The 16,310-nt window shown below is 70.7% G+C and carries 15 protein-coding genes; 12 read left to right on the top strand and 3 right to left on the bottom strand.

All coding sequences use genetic code 11. The annotated features are described in order from the left end of the window. The first annotated feature begins 46 nt into the window (after nt 1–46). The 7 genes from OG440_RS15830 to OG440_RS15800 all read left to right on the top strand — a co-directional run bounded on the left by OG440_RS15830 (nt 47) and on the right by OG440_RS15800 (nt 6,689). A complete protein-coding gene (locus OG440_RS15830; RefSeq protein ID WP_406007468.1) occupies nt 47–1,300 on the top strand; it encodes an MFS transporter in 1,254 nt (417 codons plus the stop codon). Beyond that, nucleotides 1,251–2,423, top strand: a complete 1,173-nt coding sequence (locus OG440_RS15825) for an acetoin utilization protein AcuC (RefSeq protein WP_406007467.1) — start codon at nt 1,251–1,253, stop codon at nt 2,421–2,423. Before OG440_RS15830 ends, OG440_RS15825 begins: the two co-directional genes overlap by 50 nt. A gap of 366 nt (nt 2,424–2,789) precedes the next feature. Beyond that, nucleotides 2,790–3,605, top strand: coding sequence for a phosphatase (locus OG440_RS15820; protein ID WP_406011369.1), 816 nt, complete (start codon nt 2,790–2,792; stop codon nt 3,603–3,605). 134 nt (nt 3,606–3,739) lie between these two features. Then, the gene (locus OG440_RS15815; protein WP_406007466.1) at nt 3,740–3,952 is read left to right on the top strand and encodes a helix-turn-helix domain-containing protein; all 213 of its coding nucleotides are present in this window, start codon (nt 3,740–3,742) and stop codon (nt 3,950–3,952) included. A 177-nt stretch (nt 3,953–4,129) separates the two neighbouring features. Further along, complete coding sequence (locus OG440_RS15810; protein ID WP_003948845.1) at nt 4,130–4,228, top strand: 30S ribosomal protein bS22; 99 nt, start codon at nt 4,130–4,132, stop codon at nt 4,226–4,228. 302 nt (nt 4,229–4,530) lie between these two features. Further along, the gene (locus OG440_RS15805) at nt 4,531–5,604 is read left to right on the top strand and encodes an NAD-dependent epimerase/dehydratase family protein (protein ID WP_406007465.1); all 1,074 of its coding nucleotides are present in this window, start codon (nt 4,531–4,533) and stop codon (nt 5,602–5,604) included. 14 nt (nt 5,605–5,618) lie between these two features. Continuing rightward, complete coding sequence (locus OG440_RS15800; protein ID WP_406007464.1) at nt 5,619–6,689, top strand: lysophospholipid acyltransferase family protein; 1,071 nt, start codon at nt 5,619–5,621, stop codon at nt 6,687–6,689. A 161-nt stretch (nt 6,690–6,850) separates the two neighbouring features. On the opposite strand, the gene OG440_RS15795 is transcribed toward OG440_RS15800, so the two are convergent. From OG440_RS15795 to OG440_RS15785, 3 genes are all read right to left on the bottom strand, one after another. Beyond that, nucleotides 6,851–8,095, bottom strand: a complete 1,245-nt coding sequence (locus OG440_RS15795; RefSeq protein WP_406007463.1) for a DUF5667 domain-containing protein — start codon at nt 8,093–8,095, stop codon at nt 6,851–6,853. Between the two features lie 255 nt (nt 8,096–8,350). Further along, nucleotides 8,351–9,130, bottom strand: a complete 780-nt coding sequence (locus OG440_RS15790) for an ECF subfamily RNA polymerase sigma factor, BldN family (RefSeq protein WP_406007462.1) — start codon at nt 9,128–9,130, stop codon at nt 8,351–8,353. A gap of 441 nt (nt 9,131–9,571) precedes the next feature. Beyond that, the gene (locus tag OG440_RS15785; RefSeq protein ID WP_406007461.1) at nt 9,572–10,519 is read right to left on the bottom strand and encodes an HAD family hydrolase; all 948 of its coding nucleotides are present in this window, start codon (nt 10,517–10,519) and stop codon (nt 9,572–9,574) included. Nucleotides 10,520–10,621: 102 nt separating this feature from the next. Here OG440_RS15785 and OG440_RS15780 point away from each other — a divergent pair, with 102 nt between their 5' ends. From OG440_RS15780 to OG440_RS15760, 5 genes are all read left to right on the top strand, one after another. Next, on the top strand, nt 10,622–10,894 hold the full coding sequence (locus OG440_RS15780; protein WP_406007460.1) for a glutaredoxin family protein: 273 nt from the start codon (nt 10,622–10,624) through the stop codon (nt 10,892–10,894). Between the two features lie 251 nt (nt 10,895–11,145). Further along, nucleotides 11,146–11,910, top strand: coding sequence for a redox-sensing transcriptional repressor Rex (locus OG440_RS15775; protein ID WP_406007459.1), 765 nt, complete (start codon nt 11,146–11,148; stop codon nt 11,908–11,910). Further along, a complete protein-coding gene (locus OG440_RS15770; protein ID WP_406007458.1) occupies nt 11,907–13,625 on the top strand; it encodes a glutamyl-tRNA reductase in 1,719 nt (572 codons plus the stop codon). Before OG440_RS15775 ends, OG440_RS15770 begins: the two co-directional genes overlap by 4 nt. Nucleotides 13,626–13,630: 5 nt before the next feature. Continuing rightward, nucleotides 13,631–14,590: a hydroxymethylbilane synthase gene (hemC, locus tag OG440_RS15765; RefSeq protein ID WP_406007457.1), complete on the top strand. Its 960-nt coding sequence runs from the start codon at nt 13,631–13,633 to the stop codon at nt 14,588–14,590. Next, entirely contained in the window at nt 14,587–16,293 is a 1,707-nt protein-coding gene (locus tag OG440_RS15760; protein WP_406007456.1) for a uroporphyrinogen-III synthase, read from the top strand. The genes hemC and OG440_RS15760 overlap by 4 nt, the downstream gene beginning before the upstream one ends. The last annotated feature ends 17 nt before the right edge of the window (nt 16,294–16,310 follow it).

The raw sequence follows: 16,310 nt of genomic DNA, 5'->3' as shown, positions 1-16,310 counted from the left end.
TGGCTGGATCTACCCACGAGTACGCAGGGGCCCTACGCTCGCCGCCATGACAGATGTGCTGCGGCGCGGTAGGGCCTCTCTGGCGTTCAGCTTTTTCGCGCAGGGCGCGGCCTTCGCTCTGCTGGTGACCCGGATCCCGGCCATCCAGAACAGGTACGAGGTCTCGGACGCGCTGTTGCCCGTCTTCCTGGCGGCAGTGCCCATCCTGGCCGGGGTCGGCAGTGTGTCGACCGAGCAACTGGTGAAGCGGATACCGCCCAGCCGGGTGCTGCGGTGGTCCCAGCCGGTGGTGCTGCTGGCGCTGCTCGGGGTCGGAGCGGGACGGGGGATGGCCGAACTGGGCGTCGCCCTGGGCGTCTTCGGTCTCGCCGTGGGCGCTCTGGACGCCTCGATGAACATGCTCGGGGTGAGCCTTCAGCGGACGTACGGGCGCAGCATCATGCTCAGTTTCCATGCCGTGTACAGCTTGGGCGGGATCGTCGGGGCCTCGCTGGCCTGGGTGGGCGCGCACTGGCATCTCGCGTTGTGGGTGTCCTACCTGCCGGTGGTGGCCGTGCTGTTGCCGGCCGTCCTGGTGGGGAGCCGCTGGTATGTGGACGGGGACGCGCCGGCCGGGGCCGCGGAGGACGGCAAGGCGGAGGCCGGCAAGGCGGGGGAGGCCGGGTCGGGGGGCGGCGGTACGGGTGTCGTCTTCAAGGTGTTGCTGCCGTTGTGTCTGGTGATGTCCTTCGCCTACATCGGGGACTCGACGGTCTCCAACTGGAGCGCGAAGTATCTCCAGGACGTGCTGGGCAGCAGTGAGCAGCTGGCCACCGTTCCGTACAACGTCTACATGGTGACCACGCTGCTCGGGCGGGCCATCGGGGACTTCGGGGTGCGGCGGTTCGGGGCCGCGGCGGTGGTGCGCCTGGGGGCGCTGGTGGCGGCGGCGGGGTTCGCGGTGGTGGCCGTCGCACCGGGGGCGTGGGTCGGGATGTTCGGGTTCACGCTCGTGGGGCTGGGGTTGTGCGTGCTGGTGCCGCAGACCTTCGCGGCGGCGGGACGGCTGTTCCCGGGGGCTTCGGACGCGGCGATCGCCCGTCTCAACATCTTCAATTACGTCGGGTTCCTGATCGGTTCGCCGTTGGTGGGGGCGCTGGGGGACACCTGGAGCTATCGCGGCGCGATGGTGGTGCCGATGGTGTTGGTGCTGGTGACGTTGGTGTACGCCCGGTCGTTCGCCGCTCAACCGGACCGATACGGTGGCGGGCATGAGCGGCCGCGCACAGCTGATGTGGGACGAGGCAGTAACGGGCTATGACTTCGGGCCCGAGCATCCGATGGATCCGGTCCGGCTGGATCTGACCCGGCGGCTGGTCGGCGCCCTGGGACTCGACCGCGAGATCGACGTCGTCGCGGCGAAGCCGGCCGGGGAGTCGACCCTGCGCCTCGTGCACCGGGAGGACTACGTCCAGGCTGTCAAGGCGGCGTCGGCGGAGCCGGGGTCGGCGGACCAGTCGTACGGGCTGGGGACGATGGACGATCCGGCCTTCGCGGGGATGCACGAGGTGTCCGCCCTCATCGCCGGACTGTCCGTCGGGGCCGCGGAGGCCGTCTGGCGGGGGGAGGCGCTGCACGCGGTGAACTTCGCGGGTGGGCTGCACCATGCGATGCCGGGTGGCGCGTCGGGGTTCTGCATCTACAACGACGCTTCGCTGGCGATCGCCCGGCTGCTGGAGCTCGGGGCCGAGCGGGTCGCGTACGTGGATGTGGATGTGCATCACGGAGACGGGGTGCAGGCGGCGTTCTGGGACGACCCAAGGGTGCTGACGATCTCCCTGCACGAGCATCCTCGTACGTTGTTCCCGCAGACCGGGTGGCCGGAGGAGACCGGTGGGGAGCGGGCGGAGGGCTCGGCGGTGAACGTCGCCCTGCCGGCCGGGACCGGGGACGCGGGGTGGTTGCGGGCGTTCCACTCGGTGGTGCCGGAGCTGATCGCCGATTTCCGGCCGGATGTGCTGGTGAGCCAGCACGGGGCCGACACGCACTTCGAGGACCCGTTGGCTCATCTCGCGGTGTCTCTCGACGCGCAGCGGGCTGTGCAGGTGGCATGTCACGAGTTGGCGCACGAGTACGCCGGGGGGAAGTGGGTCGCGCTCGGTGGCGGCGGGTACGCGGTGGTGGACGTGGTGCCGCGGTCCTGGACGCATCTGGTGGGCGTGGCGGCGGGGGTGCCGGTGGCGCCGGAGACGGTGATCCCCGAGGGGTGGCGGCAGGAGGTCTTCGCCCGGACCCGGCAGTTGGGGCCGGTGCGGATGACCGACGGGCGGTGGCCGGTGGGCTGGGCCGAGTGGGAGTCGGGGTACGACCCCGCCGATCGGTTGGACCAGGCGGTGTTGGCCACGCGGCGGGCGGTGTTCCCGTTGCGGGGGTTGTTGGCGTAGGTGGTGTGGGGGGCGTGCCTGGGGTTGCGTAGTGAGTTTCGCCCCCGCCGCCCCTACCCGTTCCCGTCCTCGTCAGGGGCGCTGCCCCCGCGGCCCCGCCAGGGGGCTCCGCCCCCTGGACCCCCGTATCGGCCTGGACCCCCGTATCGGCCTGGACGGCCTCGTCCTCGATCGCCGGACGGGCTGGTGGTGCGGCCGGGATGGTGGTGCGGGGCCGGGATGGTGGTGCGGCCGAGGCGGTAGTGAGGTCGGGACGGAAGGGTCGGACGGTGGGGGAGGGGCCGACGGGTCTCCTTCTTACGCCAACTGTGGGGTGCTGGGGCTGTTTTCGCCCCGGGGGTGGGTTCGTCCGTCAGCATCGGTTCTGTGTTGAGTGCCGGGGAGCTTCGGGCGCATCTGCTGGCTGCGCGGCTGGCCGGGGCGGTGGCCACGTCCCGGGAGGAGAGTCTGCGGAGCTATCGGCTCTTCGCCGCTCGTGATCCCCGGGTGCTGATCGGGCTTGATCCCGAACGGAGTTGGGGGCAGCGGGATCTGATCGCGTTGATGGCCGACAAGTGTGGAGTTTCGGCCGATCCCGGCTGCGTTTCCGGGCATGATGTGATCGATCCTGAGCGCACGCTGGTCGCGCTGGACGCCTTCGCGGAGCGGCTCGCCTCGGTCGCCCAGCGTGGCGCGCCCGTGCTGCTGGGCACCGGGCACCCGCATCGGCTGCTGGAGTTCTACGCCACCGTCGCGGACGCTTTGTCGGCGGCGGGATGTGAAGTTCTCACCCCGGCGCAGGGTCACTGTGTCGACATAACGACCCGGTTCGGCCTACGCACACACCACCTCGGCTACGTACGGGGCGTCGCGGTCGTCCGGGAGGCGACGGCCGAACGCGCCGGTTGTGCGACCGGTGCGCACAGCCATTCACCGCTCCCGGTTCGGGTCGCGCTGGCGGCGGCGGCCGAGGGCGGGGGGCCGCTGCCCGAGTTGGTCATCGGAGACCACGGATGGGTCTGCGGGGCAGGTCAGCTGGGGTTCGAGGCCATCGGGCTGGCGGACACCGACGACCCCGCGCTGTTCGTGGGGGAGGCCGAGGGAGTCGTCTCCGTCGTCGTTCCACTTGATGACGCCGTGCGGTCCGCTTACTACAGGCCGCTGACCCGCTACGTACTCAATCGAGCGTGTCTGTCACAGTAGGCCGCTGATGGGTGCACCTCTTCCCCACTCGCATCACCCGCCCCTACATTGGGGAGTGAGCACGCAACGACGAAGAGTCACCGGAAGGGGAAGCCGGTGGCCGTCGAGTCGAGTGCGGAAGGTTCAGGTGTGTCATGGGTGCATCCGGCGAGAGGCCTCTGAACGAGGTTCAGTTCCTTACCGTGGCGGAAGTCGCCTCGGTGATGCGAGTGTCGAAGATGACCGTGTACCGCTTGGTGCACAGTGGTCATCTGCCCGCGATCCGGGTGGGGCGGTCCTTCCGCGTCCCCGAGCAAGCGGTGCACGAGTACCTCCGCGAGAGCTACGTGGGGGTGGAAACCGCCTGACGGTCGGGGCCTGTCCGGCAGGACAGGCCCGGGGTGGGGCCCGGCCTCAGGACCGACTCGGGTCCCTCCCGCCCCTCGATTACGACCTCAGCGCTCGGGCGGGTAGGCTAGCCCCTTGTAGGTCGTATGGGCCCATGGCGCCCAGCACCGAGTGATGAGAAGTGAGCGAGGGTAGTCGTGGGCTCTGTTATCAAGAAGCGGCGCAAGCGGATGGCCAAGAAGAAGCACCGCAAGCTGCTCAAGCGCACGCGCGTTCAGCGTCGCAACAAGAAGTAGGCGCGAGCAGAAGTAGGCGCACGCACTTACTTCGCGCGACGCGAGCCGCGTAGGCGTGGTGTGGCCCCCCACCGTGTTATCGGTGGGGGGCCACACGCATATCCCCGTGTCGTACGGTCGGCTGAACGCCGTGCGGATGCCTGGACGTGCACCATGGCTGAACTGGTCGTATGACCGAAGGGTTCTCGTCACTTCGTGCATCGGGCGGTCATCACAGCGCAACAACGACACGCTAGGTTGGCCCGCAGACGGGAACCCGGCAGGGCAGCCGGCGGATCCAGGACGGAAGGAAGGCGCTGATCTTGGGAAAGGTCGTGCTCGTTACCGGAGTGGCCCGTCAGCTGGGGGGCCGGTTCGTACGACGGATCCAGCGTGACCCACAGGTCGACCGGGTGATCGCCGTGGACGCGGTGCGCCCGGAACACCATCTCGGGGGCGCCGACTTCATCGAGGCCGACATCCGGCAGCCCACCATCGCGCGGGTACTCGCCGAGACCGGTGCCGACACCGTCGTCCACCTGGACGTGACGGCGACCGCGCTGGGCCGCGGGAGCCGGACCACGGTCAAGGAGACCAACGTCATCGGCACCATGCAGCTGCTCGGCGCCTGCCAGAAGTCGCCGAACGTGAAGCGGCTGGTGGTCAAGTCCTCCACCAACGTCTACGGATCCGCGCCGCGTGATCCCGCCGTGTTCACCGAGACGACGCCGGCCAAGTCGCTGCCCAGCGGCGGCTTCGCCAAGGACGCCGTCGAGGTCGAGGGGTATGTGCGCGGGTTCGCCCGGCGGCGGCCCGATGTCGCCGTGTGCGTGCTGCGGTTCGCCAACATCCTGGGCCCGACCGCCGAGACGCCGCTCGCCTCGTACTTCTCGCTGCCCGTGCTGCCCACCGTGCTCGGCTACGACCCCCGGCTGCAGTTCGTGCACGAGGACGACGTGATCGAGGTGCTGCGGATCGCCTCGCACGAACCGCGGCGCGGCACCCTCAACAGCGGCACCTTCAACATCGCCGGGGACGGGGCGCTGTTGCTGTCGCAGTGTTCGCGACGGCTCGGACGGCCCACCGTGCCCCTGCTGCTGCCTGCCGTCACCTGGGCGGGGTCGCTGGTGCGTACGCTGGGCATGACGGACTTCTCGCCCGAGCAGATCCGGTTGCTCACCCACGGCCGGGTCGTGTCCACGGACCAGATGCGCGAGACGCTGGGGTTCCTGCCGCGGTACACCACGGCGGAGACCTTCGCGGACTTCGCGCGCAGCCACGGACCCGGACTCCTGCCGCCCGAGGCCGTTGCCGGGGCCGTCGACCGGATCGCCGCGCTGTCCCGGCCGGGCGGCGACCACCCCCCGGTCAACCTCCCGACGCAGAGCGCCAACTGAGGAGCGCATCAACGATGGCGGATGCCAAGGTCATTCCGTTCGACGACGACCGGTCCAGGGGGAGTGCCGTAGCGCGGCCGCCCCGACGCCGGGGTGCGGTGAGCCGGCGTCGGAACGGCGAGCCCGCGCCGGTCCGGGAGATCGGCGAGGTCGGTGAGGTCGGTGAGGTCCAGCCCCTGCCCACCAGGGCGGCTGAGCAGGATGATGTTCCTGTGACGGGTGAGGAACGGCTGGACAAGGACGCGAGCGGTCTGGAACGGCGGATCGCGGGCGGGCTGTCCTTCCTGCGCCGGCGCCTCACGGGCGACTACGAGGTCGACGACTTCGGCTACGACGAGGAACTGACCGACCAGGTCCTGATGTCCCTGCTGCGGCCGCTGTACGAGAAGTACTTCCGGGTCGAGGTGAAGGGTGTCGAGAACATCCCCGCCGAGGGGGGCGCGCTCATCGTCGCCAACCACTCCGGGACGCTGCCGTTGGACGGCCTGATGATGCAGGTCGCCGTCCACGACCACCACCCGGCGGGCCGGCACCTGCGGCTGCTGGCCGCCGACCTCGTCTTCGTGCTGCCGGTCGTCAACGAGCTGGCCCGCAAGCTCGGACACACCCTCGCCTGCGCGGAGGACGCCGAACGGCTGCTCGGCCAGGGCGAGCTGGTCGGTGTCATGCCGGAGGGCTTCAAGGGCATCGGGAAGCCCTTCAGCGAGCGCTACAAGCTCCAGCGGTTCGGCCGGGGCGGCTTCGTCTCCACGGCACTGCGCCAGGGCGCCCCGATCATCCCCTGCTCGATCGTCGGGGCCGAGGAGATCTACCCGATGATCGGCAACGCGAAGACGTTGGCGCGGGTGCTCGGCTTCCCGTACTTCCCGCTGACGCCGACCTTCCCGTGGCTGGGACCGCTGGGCGGGATCCCCCTGCCGACGAAGTGGACGATCCAGTTCGGCGAGCCGATCCCGACGAGCGGCTACCCGCCGGAGGCGGCGGAGGACCCCATGCTGATGTTCAACCTGACGGACCAGGTGCGCGAGCAGATCCAGCACACGCTGTACAAGCTGCTGGTGCAGCGGCGGTCGGTGTTCTTCTAGCCGAGTGGCTGAGTAGCCGTGCGCCAAGTGGTGGTGGGCCGCGGGTCGGGGCTCCGCTCGTGTGGGGGGCGGCGGTCTGATTTTGACGGTGTTGTTTTTGGTACGGCTGTGGGGGCGCCCCTCTTTTTGAGAGGGGCGCCCCCACAGCCGTGCAGGTGGGGCTACTCCGCGTCCTCGCTGTCGATGCCCAGGCCCGGGAGCAGGCCGGGGAGGAGGGGTGGGAGGGTGACGTCCGGCTGGGTGCTGGGGACGATGGTGGTCGGGGCGGTGCCGCCGGTTTCCTTCGGGGGATCCAGAAGGCCGCCGGTGTTGCCGCCGAGCAGGCCGTCGTCGGTGGTGCCCGAGGTGGACGACTTGCTCGGGCTTCCGGTGTCGGCGCCGGGCCCGTCGGTCGGGTCGTGGCCGGTGCCCGGGGTGGTCGCGTGGCGGCCGGTGTCCGAGGAGCCGGTGGACGCCGGGCCGGACCCCTCACGGGTGCCGCCGCCGCCCGGGGCGGGCGACCGCGGGAGGAGGGACTGGAGCGGGGCGACCTCTTCGTCTATGGCCTCGAAGACCGACGAGACCTGCTGACTGACGTCGCCGAGCTGGACCGGCAGGCGGTCGCGCAGGGCGCCCCAGACCTCGCGGTGCGAGCGGGAGAACGCGTCGAGGGCCTGGATGGGGCCCAGGGAGTTCGGGTCGCGTTCGTACGCCTCGTGGAGGAGCCGGTGGCCTTCCGACGCGTCGTGCTGCATGCCGTTCAGGGCGCGTCGGATCTCACCGAGGGACTCGTGGTCGAGATCGCCGCTGCGACCCCGTTCCATGAGCCGACGGGCCTCGCTGAGCCGGGTGGAAGCCTGGTCGAGATAGGTCCGACCGCGTTCGTCGTCGCCGTCGGCCAGGTAGTTGAGCTTGAAGTCCTCGATGCCGCGTTTCAGTCCGTAGAGCCCGTCACCCGGGAGGGCGTCGGAACTCGCGGCCGCTACTCCGCCGAAGGCGCCCGCCGCGACGCCGACGCTGAGGCCGCCCGCGGTGAGGCCCTTGGCGAGGCGGGAACGCGGTCGGAACTTGCCCAGGGGACTGGCCCGGTGAGTGCCCCTGGCCCGGTGGGAGCGTTGCTCCGGCACCGAAGGGTCCGCCGTTTCGCCTCCCGCGGTGCCCGCTTGCAGCATGGCCTCCATAGCGGCGACCAACTGGGCCCGCTGGACGACCTTGACCTCGGGATCGAGCTCCGGTTTGGGCAGCTCGGCGAGACTCGTGGCGAGGGCCAGAAGACGGCCCTGCCCAGTCTGGTCCGCAGCGGCCGGCGCCGGCGGTGATCCTTCGGTCTGCTCGGCCGCCGTGCCCTGGGAGGAACAGTCCGACTGCTCCTCCAGGGCCTGGGCGAAGGCGCTCACCCGCCGGTGCGCCGATACGTTCGCGATCACTGGCGGCACCTCCTCTCGTCATGACGGTCGACTCCCCTGGGGTCCTGACGGTTGCACGCCCTGAACCGGATCCACACGATCGAGTGATCGGGGTCGGCCAGGACGTGACCACAGGGAGCCTGTATCCCGCACAACGACTGGCGCGGCACTTGGGTTACGGACTGCGGATGATCGGATCGGGAAGGCAACGTACTTTCACTGAAGGTGAGTTGGCGTCACGGAGTGTGTGGCGTCGGTCGTGGACGGGGGAGGGGTTCAGCGGGCGTCTTCCGGCAGCAGACGGGCGAGGGTGCGGACGGCCCGGTACTGGAGCGTCTTGATGGCACCCTCGTTCTTGCCCATCACGCGTGCCGTCTCGGCGACGGAGAGACCCTGCAGGAACCGGAGCGTCACGCACTCCTGTTGCTGTGGGTTCAGCCGGCGCACGGCGTCCAGGAGTGCGGCGTTGGAGAGGGACTCCAGGACGGAGTCCTCGGGTGAGCGCTCGACCTCGTTGGCGTCGAGCATCTCGCCGGTCGTGACCTCGAGCCGGAAACGGCTCGACTTGAAGTGGTCGGCGACCAGGTTGCGGGCGATGGTGACGAGCCAGGCGCCGAAGTCGCGGCCCTGCCAGGTGAACGTCCCGATGCGGCGCAGAGCGCGCAGGAACGTCTCGCTGGTGAGGTCCTCGGCGGTCGCCTTGCCGCCCACCCGGTAGTAGATGTAGCGGTAGACCGTGTCGCTGTACTGGTCGTACAGGCGCCCGAACGCGTCGGCTTCGCCGGCTTGGGCGCGCTCGACGAGGTCCATCATGCGGGCGCTGTCACTGTCGGCGGCCGGCCGACGGGCGGTGGCCGCGCCGGCCGAGCGTCCTCGTCTGCCCACCGCGGCGCTCCCGTCGGCCAGTGCGTAGCACGGGCCGATCGGAGCGGTGGTGGCGAAGGCGGGGACGGCGTACGCGGTGGGGACGACGCCGCGCAAGAGGTCATGGACCGTAGCGACCGTTGCGCGCAGCGTAGCCAGGCCCGAGGTGTCAACCCCGACGTGTGGGTACACGGGACTCCCAGAGGCAGAGCTTGCATCACGTGCAGTACGGAACCATTCACCCGTCGTAGCGACGGAAGGGGTACCGGATTGCGTCTGAGGAGAATAACGCTTCGTGCAGGCCCTGCTACACCGAGTTGCTCAAATCATCGATTACGTCGCTTCTGTGGCCTATTGGCGCTCGATCGGCACGCCTGGAGTGATCGATTGGTGATCGAAATGGTTCGAGTTTCGGCTCGGTCCAGGGCGTGTTGTGGCTGTGCGCGGACAACAGGACTGGACGCAGGGTTACGGGGGTACGACCGTCGGATTGGTCGGGTTCGGTGCCCGGTGTGGGGTGTTGTCCGGTAACGCGACAGAGCGGCCGGGCGGTTACGCCTCGGCCGCTCTGTCGGGACGGCTACGCGGCAGTCGTAGTCGTGGTCGTGGTGGTCTTGCCGGTCGCGGTCGCCGTCATCGCCGGCGTCGGTGCAGCGCGATCGCGGCCGCCGTGCCGCCCGCCACCGCACCCACGCCCGCCGCGGCCGGGATGCCGACCTTCGCGGCCTTGCGGCCGGTGCGGTAGTCGCGCAACCGCCAGTCGAGGGTGTGCGCGTGCTTGCGCAGCTTGGCGTCGGGATTGATGGCGTAGGGGTGGCCGACGAGGGAGAGCATCGGGATGTCGTTGTGCGAGTCGCTGTAGGCGGCGCAGCGGGACAGGTCCAGGTTCTCCGCCGCCGCCAGCGCGCGTACCGCCTCCGCCTTCGCCGGGCCGTGCAGCGGCTCGCCCACCAGCTTGCCGGTGTAGACGCCGTCGACGGACTCCGCGACCGTGCCCAGCGCGCCGGTCAGGCCGAGGCGGCGGGCGATCACCTGGGCGATCTCCACGGGGGCCGCCGTGACCAGCCACACCTTCTGGCCCGCGTCCAGGTGCGCCTGGGCGAGGGCCCGGGTGCCCGGCCAGATGCGCTCGGCCATGTACTCGTCGTAGATCTCCTCGCCGATCGACATCAGCTCGGCGACCCGGTGGCCCTGCACGATGGAGAGCGCCGAGTCGCGGGCCTCCTGCATGTGCTCGGGGTCCTCGACGCCGGCCAGCCGGAACCACGCCTGCTGCCAGGCGAAGCGGGCCAGGTCGCGGGTCTCGAAGAACTTGCGTTTGTACAGGCCGCGGCCGAAGTGGAAGAGCGCGGCGCCCTGCATCACGGTGTTGTCGAGGTCGAAGAAGGCGGCGGCCATCGCGTCGCCGTGCACCGGGAACTGCGGTTCCCGGTCGGGGGTGTCCAGCGGTGTCAGGGTCCCCTGGGAGTCCAGGTTCTCCTGGGTGGACTTGCGGGCTGCCTCCGCCGAGGCCTCGCCTGCCAACACGCTCCGCGCCGTGGCGGAGCGCCTACGGGGAGTGAGCCATCCTAGAGCGGCCATGGCGTGAGCATAGCCAGTCGGTTAGGTGGTTCCGGAGCCGAGAGGTTCGGAGGGTGTGAACTCTCCGCGACCACGTCGTTAAAGAAGCGGGAGAATGGCGGTATGACTCCCCTCTTTCGACGTAAGGCCGCTTCGGGCGAGCGATCGGTCACCCTCATCCGTAAGTCCGGTTGTCATCTGTGCGACGACGCCGAGCGCGTGATCGAGAAGGTCTGCGGGGAACTCGGCGTGTCCTGGGAGCAGAAGGACATCGCCGACGACCGTGAGCTGTACGACCAGTACTGGGAGCAGATCCCCGTCGTGCTGGTCGACGGCAGGCAGCACACCTTCTGGCGGGTGGACGAGAGTCGCCTGCGCAAAGAACTGGCCGGGTGAGGAACTGACCGATCAGTACAAGGCTGTACCGAACGTCGCTTAGGATCGATGGCGGTTTTGTCTCGGGGGCGGGATTCACGAGGAGAGTGGCGGTTTTGCCCCCTGGAATGACGCGCGTGACCCCGGTCACGTTGGCCGGGCAAATCGGACACCATCTTTGTGCACGCGTTCACAAAGACATAGCCTGCTGTCGACGGGGCGGTCTGGGTACATGTGACCGCCTACAGCCCCGCTCTACCCGCAGGAGCACCGTGGCAACTGGCCGAACTCACCGACCGGCGACCCGTAGCCGAGGGATTCCCGAGGCCACCGTCGCCCGCCTTCCGCTGTACCTCCGCGCGCTGACCGCACTGTCGGAGCGCTCGGTCCCCACGGTCTCCTCCGAGGAGCTCGCCGCCGCGGCGGGGGTCAACTCCGCCAAGCTGCGCAAGGACTTCTCCTACCTGGGTTCCTACGGGACGCGGGGTGTCGGCTACGACGTCGAGTACCTCGTCTACCAGATCTCCCGTGAGCTCGGTCTCACCCAGGACTGGCCCGTCGTGATCGTCGGCATCGGTAACCTCGGCGCGGCCCTGGCCAACTACGGCGGGTTCGCCTCGCGCGGATTCCGGGTGGCGGCGCTCATCGACGCCGATCCCGCGATGGCCGGGAAGCAGGTCGCCGGGATCTCCGTCCAGCACAGCGACGGCCTGGAGAAGATCATCTCCGACAACGGCGTCTCCATCGGTGTCATCACCACTCCGCCGGGCGTCGCCCAGCAGGTCTGTGACCGGCTCGTGGCCGCCGGCGTCACGTCCATCCTGAACTTCGCGCCGACCGTGCTGACGGTTCCGGACGGCGTCGACGTGCGCAAGGTCGATCTCTCCATCGAGCTCCAGATCCTCGCCTTCCACGAGCAGCGCAAGGCCGGCGAGGAGGCCGCGGCGAACGAGAGCGCCGCAGCGGCCCACGCCGGGCGCGCCGCCTCCACCGACCAGGGACCGGACGGGGACGTACCCGCCGTGATGCCGGCATGAGTCTCCTCGTCGTCGGGCTGAGTCACCGCAGCGCCCCGGTCAGCGTGCTGGAGCGGGCCTCGCTGTCCACGGACGCCCAGTTCAAGCTGCTCCAGGACACGGTCGCCGCCGAACCGGCCGCCGAGGCCGCGGTCCTCGCCACCTGCAACCGGATCGAGCTGTACGCCGACGTGGACAAGTTCCACGCCGGTGTCGCCGAGCTGTCCACGCTGCTCGCCCAGCACAGCGGGGTCGGGCTCGAGGAGCTCACCCCCTACCTGTACGTGCACTACGAGGACCGCGCCGTCCACCACTTCTTCTCGGTGGCCTGCGGTCTGGACTCCATGGTCGTCGGCGAGGGCCAGATCCTCGGCCAGCTCAAGGACGCCCTGGCCCGGGCCCAGGAGCTGCACACCGCCGGCCGGCTGCTGAACGACCTGTTCCAGCAGGCCCTGCGGGTCGGCAAACGCGCCCACTCCGAGACCGGCATCGACCGCGCCGGGCAGTCCCTGGTCACCTTCGGCCTGGAGCAGCTGGCCGCGGGCGGGGACGTGGCCACCTGGGCGCGGGGCAAGAAGGCGCTGGTCATCGGCGCCGGGTCGATGTCGTCGCTGGCCGCCGCCACACTCGCGCGTGCCGGGGTCGCCGAGATCGTCGTGGCGAACCGCACCCCCGACCGGGCCGAGCGGCTCGCCCAGATACTGACCGAGGCCGAGGACACGGACGTGTCGGCCCGCGCGGTCCCGATGGCATCGGTGCCGGCCGAGCTGACACGTGCCGACGTGGCCGTCTCCTGTACCGGGGCGACGGGCCTGGTCCTGACGGCGGAAGCGGTCGCGGCGGCGGTCGAGGACCGCACCGGGGCGCCCGTCGCCTTCGGCGAGGAGGCCGCGCCGACCGACGTACGGCCGCTGCCGCCCACCTCGGTGGGCGCCGACGAGAACTGCCCCCTCGACCTGGCCGCCGTGCAGCAGGCCCCCGTGCAGCAGTCCGGGTTCTCCGTGCTGGGCGAGGCCGCCGTCGCCGGCATGGACGCGGCGACCCTGGAGCAGCACGCCGCCTGGGTCGACAACGCGACCGTGGACCGCCGGCCGGGCGCCCGCCGCAGCCCCGAGGCCGACGCCGAGCTGATCACCGCGCTCGCCGCGACCGCCGCCGCCCTCGGCCGGATCCCCGAGCGCCGCCGGCCGGAGCCGGTCGCCACGTTCGTCCGGCCGGAGCCGGTGCTCTTCCTGCTCGACCTGGCGATGCCGCGGGACGTCGACGCGGCCGCGCACCGGCTGGCCGGCGTGCGGCTGGTGGACATCGAGTCGCTCGCCGAGGCGTCGGCCGACGCGCCGATGGCCGCCGATGTCGACCAGGTGCGGCGGATCGTCGCCGACGAGGTCGCCGCCTTCGGCGCCGCGCAGCGGGCCGCGCACATCACGCCGACCGTGGTCGCCCTGCGCACCATGGCCGCCGACGTCGTCGCCACGGAGATCGCCCGGCTCGACGGGCGGCTCCCCGGCCTGGACGACAAGCACCGCGCCGAGATCACCCAGACCGTGAAGCGGGTCGTCGACAAGCTGCTGCACGCGCCGACCGTACGGGTCAAGCAGCTCGCCGCCGAGCCCGGCGGCGCCGGGTACGCGGACGCGCTGAGGACCCTGTTCGACCTCGATCCGGAGGCGGTGGCCGCCGTGTCCCGGGCCGAGGAAAGCACCGAGAAGAACGCAGAGAGCCGAGGGCCGGCATGAGCGGCATGAGTACGAAGGCACTGAGACTGGGGACGAGGCGAAGCAGACTCGCCATGGCCCAGTCCGGGCAGGTCGCGGACGCCGTGCGCCAGGTGACCGGACGGCCGGTGGAGCTCGTCGAGATCACCACCTACGGCGATGTGTCCCGCGAGCACCTCGCGCAGATCGGCGGCACGGGAGTCTTCGTGACCGCGTTGCGCGACGCGCTGGCCAAGGGCGAGGTCGACTTCGCGGTTCACTCGCTGAAGGACCTGCCGACCACGCAGCCCGAGGACCTCGTCCTGGCCGCCGTCCCGGTGCGCGAGGACCCCCGCGACGTGATCGTCGCCCGGGACGCGCTGAAGTTCACCGACCTGCCGCGCGGGGCGCGCATCGGTACGGGTTCGCCGCGCCGCATGGCGCAGCTGAACGCGTACGCGCGCGGCCACGGGCTGGACATAGTGACCGTGCCCATCCGCGGGAACGTCGACACGCGGATCGGGTACGTGCACGACGGCGAGCTGGACGCGGTGGTGCTGGCCGCGGCCGGCCTCAGCCGCATCGGCCGCATCGACGAGGTCACCGACTTCCTGTCGATAGACACGGTTCTGCCCGCTCCCGGCCAGGGAGCACTGGCGATCGAGTGTGCCGCGGACAACGCGTCACTGATCGCCGCACTCGGTGAGCTCGACGATTCGTTCACCCGGATCGCCGTGACCGCCGAAAGGTCCCTGCTCGCCGCCCTGGAGGCCGGCTGCTCCGCCCCTGTGGGCGCGCTGGCCGACCTCCTGGCCGACGGGCAGATTGTCAACGAAATGCGCCTGCGTGGCGTCGTCGGCACCACCGACGGCACGCGCATGGTGCAGCTGTCCACCACCGGTCCCGTGCCCGAGACGCACGACGGGGCAATGGCGCTCGGTCGCGAACTCGCAGCCGAGATGCTCGCCCAGGGCGCGGCCGGTCTGATGGGGGAGCGAGCACTGTGAGCCCCACCGCCCTGCCAGCCGCCGGTCCTGAACACGGGCACGTCACCTTCCTGGGTGCCGGACCCGGGGATCCGGGACTACTGACTCTGCGCGCCGTCGAGGCGCTTGCGCACGCGGACGTCCTCGTCGCCGAGCACGAGGTGCTCGACGTCGTACGGACGCACGCGAGGCCGGGCGTCGCCGTCGTGAACGCGGAAGCGGGTCCTTCGTCGGACCCTCTTCCGGGCACGGGCGCGCCCCTCCCGACGATCGTTGACGGCACGTCAACAACCGCTGAGGTACCCGCTGTGCGCGATGCCGCACATCTTGTCATGGAGGCCGCGCGGGGCGGCAGGCGGGTCGTCCGTGCGGTGACCGGGGACCCGGGACTTGATACGTACGCGGCGGCGGAAATGCTCGCGTGCGCGGCGGCCGGTGTTCCCTTCGAGGTCGTACCCGGTGTCGCGGCCGCCGTCGGCGTGCCCGCGTACGCCGGTGTGCCGCTGCGGGACGCGCAGGGCGCCGACGTCCGGTTCGTCGACGCGCGCACGGCTTCGGACCGGTGCTGGACCGAGGTCGGGGCGTCCGACGGCACGGTCGTCGTGTCGACCACCCTGGACTCGGTGGCCTCGGCCGCGGGCGAGCTGGTGTCGGCGGGGCGCAAGCCCGATACGCCGATGACGGTCACGGTGGCCGGTACGACGACACGGCAGCGGACGTGGACGGCGACCCTGGGCACGATCGCGCAGACGCTGAAGCAGGCCAAGGTGCTGCCCTCGCCCGAGGGCGGCCGGCCGGTCATAGTCGTGGTCGGTGAGCGTTCCGCCCCCGCCCAGCGCGACCAGCTGTCGTGGTTCGAGTCCAAGCCGCTGTTCGGCTGGAAGGTGCTCGTGCCGCGGACGAAGGAACAGGCGGTGTCGCTCTCCGACCGGCTGCGGTCGTACGGGGCCGTGCCGCACGAGGTGCCGACGATCGCCGTCGAGCCGCCGCGCACCCCCCAGCAGATGGAGCGGGCGGTCAAGGGCCTGGTGACGGGCCGCTACGAGTGGATCGCCTTCACCTCGGTGAACGCCGTCAAGGCGGTACGCGAGAAGTTCGAGGAGTACGGGCTCGACGCGCGTGCCTTCGCGGGCATCAAGGTCGCGGCCGTGGGCGAGCAGACGGCGAAGGCGCTGGTCGCCTTCGGCGTCAAGCCGGATCTCGTACCGAGCGGCGAGCAGTCGGCCGCCGGGCTCCTCGAGGACTGGCCGCCCTACGACCCGGTCTTCGACCCGATCGACCGGGTGTTCCTGCCGCGTGCCGACATCGCCACCGAGACCCTGGTCGCCGGGCTCATCGAGCTGGGCTGGGAGGTCGACGACGTCACCGCCTACCGGACCGTGCGGGCCTCGCCGCCGCCGGCGGAGACGCGGGAGGCCATCAAGGGCGGCGGGTTCGACGCCGTGCTCTTCACCTCGTCGTCCACCGTGCGGAACCTGGTGGGCATCGCGGGCAAGCCGCACAACGTGACGGTCATCGCCTGCATCGGTCCCGCCACGGCCAAGACGGCCGAGGAACACGGGCTCCGGGTCGACGTCATGGCGCCCGAGCCGTCGGCGCTCAAGCTGGCCGAGGCACTGGCCGACTTCGGACTGCGCCGGCGGGCCGCGGCCCAGGAGGCCGGCGACCCGGTCAGCCGGCCGAGCGAGCGGCGCCCGGGCGCGCGGCGGCGACGGGCCACCTGAGCGGCGAGACGTGGGTG

The organism is Streptomyces sp. NBC_00637 (genome assembly GCF_045161545.1).
Classification (GTDB): Bacteria; Actinomycetota; Actinomycetes; order Streptomycetales; family Streptomycetaceae; genus Streptomyces.
The sequence above is the reverse complement of the archived record's forward strand: the minus strand, read 5'-3'. Positions and strand labels throughout refer to the sequence as shown.

Excerpts from the sequence above, each read along its gene's own strand:
- OG440_RS15830 (WP_406007468.1), top strand. The coding sequence starts at position 47 with ATGACAGATGTGCTGCGGCGCGGTAGGGCCTCTCTGGCGTTCAGCTTT.
- OG440_RS15825 (WP_406007467.1), top strand. The coding sequence starts at position 1,251 with ATGAGCGGCCGCGCACAGCTGATGTGGGACGAGGCAGTAACGGGCTAT.
- OG440_RS15815 (WP_406007466.1), top strand. The coding sequence starts at position 3,740 with ATGGGTGCATCCGGCGAGAGGCCTCTGAACGAGGTTCAGTTCCTTACC.
- OG440_RS15800 (WP_406007464.1), top strand. The coding sequence starts at position 5,619 with ATGGCGGATGCCAAGGTCATTCCGTTCGACGACGACCGGTCCAGGGGG.
- OG440_RS15785 (WP_406007461.1), bottom strand. The coding sequence starts at position 10,519 with ATGGCCGCTCTAGGATGGCTCACTCCCCGTAGGCGCTCCGCCACGGCG.
- OG440_RS15780 (WP_406007460.1), top strand. The coding sequence starts at position 10,622 with ATGACTCCCCTCTTTCGACGTAAGGCCGCTTCGGGCGAGCGATCGGTC.
- OG440_RS15770 (WP_406007458.1), top strand. The coding sequence starts at position 11,907 with ATGAGTCTCCTCGTCGTCGGGCTGAGTCACCGCAGCGCCCCGGTCAGC.
- hemC (WP_406007457.1), top strand. The coding sequence starts at position 13,631 with ATGAGTACGAAGGCACTGAGACTGGGGACGAGGCGAAGCAGACTCGCC.